Consider the following 1,943-nt stretch of genomic DNA (forward strand, 5'->3'; position numbering starts at 1 on the left):
CGGGCGCCTGACCCGCGATTTCGGCGATGCCGCCGCCGGTGGCCCGGCGCGCGGCCTGACCTATGCCGCGCCGCCCGGCGCCCGCGTGGTCAGCCCCTGCGGCGGCCGGGCCGTCTTTTCCGGCCCCTTCCGCTCCTATGGCCTGCTGCTGATCGTCGATTGCGGCAATGGCTACCACTTCGTGCTGGCCGGGCTGGAGCGGCTGGATGCCGAGGCCGGGTCACGCCTTCTGGCGGGAGAGCCTGTGGGGGTTCTCGGCAGCGGCGATTCAGGCGAAGGTGGCAGGGCGTCGCTTTATGTTGAATTGCGGCGGAATGGCCAGGCGGTGGACCCCAAGGGCTGGTTCCGTGCCCGGAGCTGAGCCTGGGGGAATGACCGGAGCCGACCGGCCTTCACGTCTCGTATTGTAAATTCGCGCGGCGCGAAGCCGGGAATTGCTCTAAGCTTTTGGGCCTCCCGGTGGTGACAATAAGGATCGCGGACCGAATGAAGGGTCAGAGCATGAAGCCTGGTTTGCGTATGGCAGGTGTGGTGGCGGTGGCTTTCGCCGCGGGGGCCACGCTCGGGCCATGGGTGGCATCGCCCATCATGTCCGCCGTCGCGCAGGAGCGCGGCAGCAGCCGGGACGACATCTACAAGCTGCTGAACCTCTTCGGCGAGGTCTTCGAGCGTGTGAAGGCCGATTACGTCACTCCCGTGGACGACCGCGAGGTGATCGAATCCGCTATCAACGGCATGCTGCAGGGCCTGGACCCGCATAGCAGCTACATGAATGCCCGCGCCTGGCGCGACATGCAGGTCTCGACACGCGGCGAGTTCGGCGGCCTCGGCATCGAGGTCAGTCAGGAAGGCGGCTACGTCAAGGTCATCTCGCCCATCGACGACACCCCCGCCGCCCGCGCCGGCGTGAAGCCGGGCGACCTGATCACGCATCTCAACGGCGAATCCGTGCAGGGCCTGACGCTGCAGGAAGCCGTGGACAAGATGCGCGGCGAGCGTGGCAGCGCCATCAAGATCACCATCCGCCGCCCTGGCGCCGAGAGCCCGATCGAACTCTCCCTGACCCGCGAGGTGATCCGCCCGCAGGTGGCGCGCTTCCGGCTGGAAGGCAACGACATCGGCTATGTCCGCCTCGCTTCCTTCAACGAGCAGACGGATGTGGCGCTGCGCAACGCCATCACCACCATGCGCAAGCAGACCGGAGACAAGCTGCGCGGCATCATCCTCGATCTGCGCAGCAACCCCGGCGGGTTGCTGGACCAGGCGGTGCAGGTCTCGGACGACTTCCTGGAGAGGGGCGAGATCGTCTCCACCCGCGCCCGCCGGCCGCAGGATTCGCAGCGCTGGAACGCCAAGCCGGGCGACATCACCGACAACCTGCATGTGGTGGTGCTGATCAACGGCGGCTCCGCCTCGGCCAGCGAGATCGTGGCCGGCGCGCTGCAGGACCATCGCCGCGCGGTGGTGATGGGCGCCAAGTCCTTCGGCAAGGGCAGCGTGCAGACCGTGATGCCGCTGGCGGGCAACGGCGCCATCCGGCTGACCACCGCGCGCTACTACACGCCCTCCGGCCGCTCCATCCAGGGCCTGGGCATCACGCCGGATATCGAGGTGCTGGGTTCCAAGGAGGAAGCCAATGCCCCGCTGCGCGACCGCGAGGCCGACCTGCGTAAGTCGCTCCGCAACGACAACGACACCCATGTGGTGCCGCCCCTGCCGCCGCTGAACCTGCCGGCCGGGCTGGTGGAGAGGGTGCAGAAGCTGCCGCCCGAGGGCGCGCCGGCCTTCGACCCCACCAAGCCTGAGACCGACTTCCAGCTGCAGCAGGCCGCCGGCTTCCTGCGCGCCTGGACCGCGGCCGAGCCACAGCGCCGCGCCGCCCGCTGACGGCAGGCGTGATGCAGCCAGCGGGCCGCCCGGGCCAGGCCCTGTGGCGGGCGCTG

General features: G+C 69.2%; 2 protein-coding genes. Both read left to right on the forward strand.

The genetic code is table 11. The features are described 5' to 3' along the window. A partial coding sequence (locus tag IBL25_RS25920; RefSeq protein WP_187781316.1) for a murein hydrolase activator EnvC family protein occupies positions 1-361 on the forward strand: 361 nt, incomplete at its 5' end. A 140-nt stretch (positions 362-501) separates the two neighbouring features. After that, positions 502-1,887, forward strand: a complete 1,386-nt coding sequence (locus IBL25_RS25925; RefSeq protein WP_238940677.1) for a S41 family peptidase — start codon at positions 502-504, stop codon at positions 1,885-1,887. The last annotated feature ends 56 nt before the right edge of the window (positions 1,888-1,943 follow it).

Source organism: Pseudoroseomonas ludipueritiae, from assembly GCF_014490445.1.
Classification (GTDB): domain Bacteria; phylum Pseudomonadota; class Alphaproteobacteria; order Acetobacterales; family Acetobacteraceae; genus Pseudoroseomonas; species Pseudoroseomonas ludipueritiae.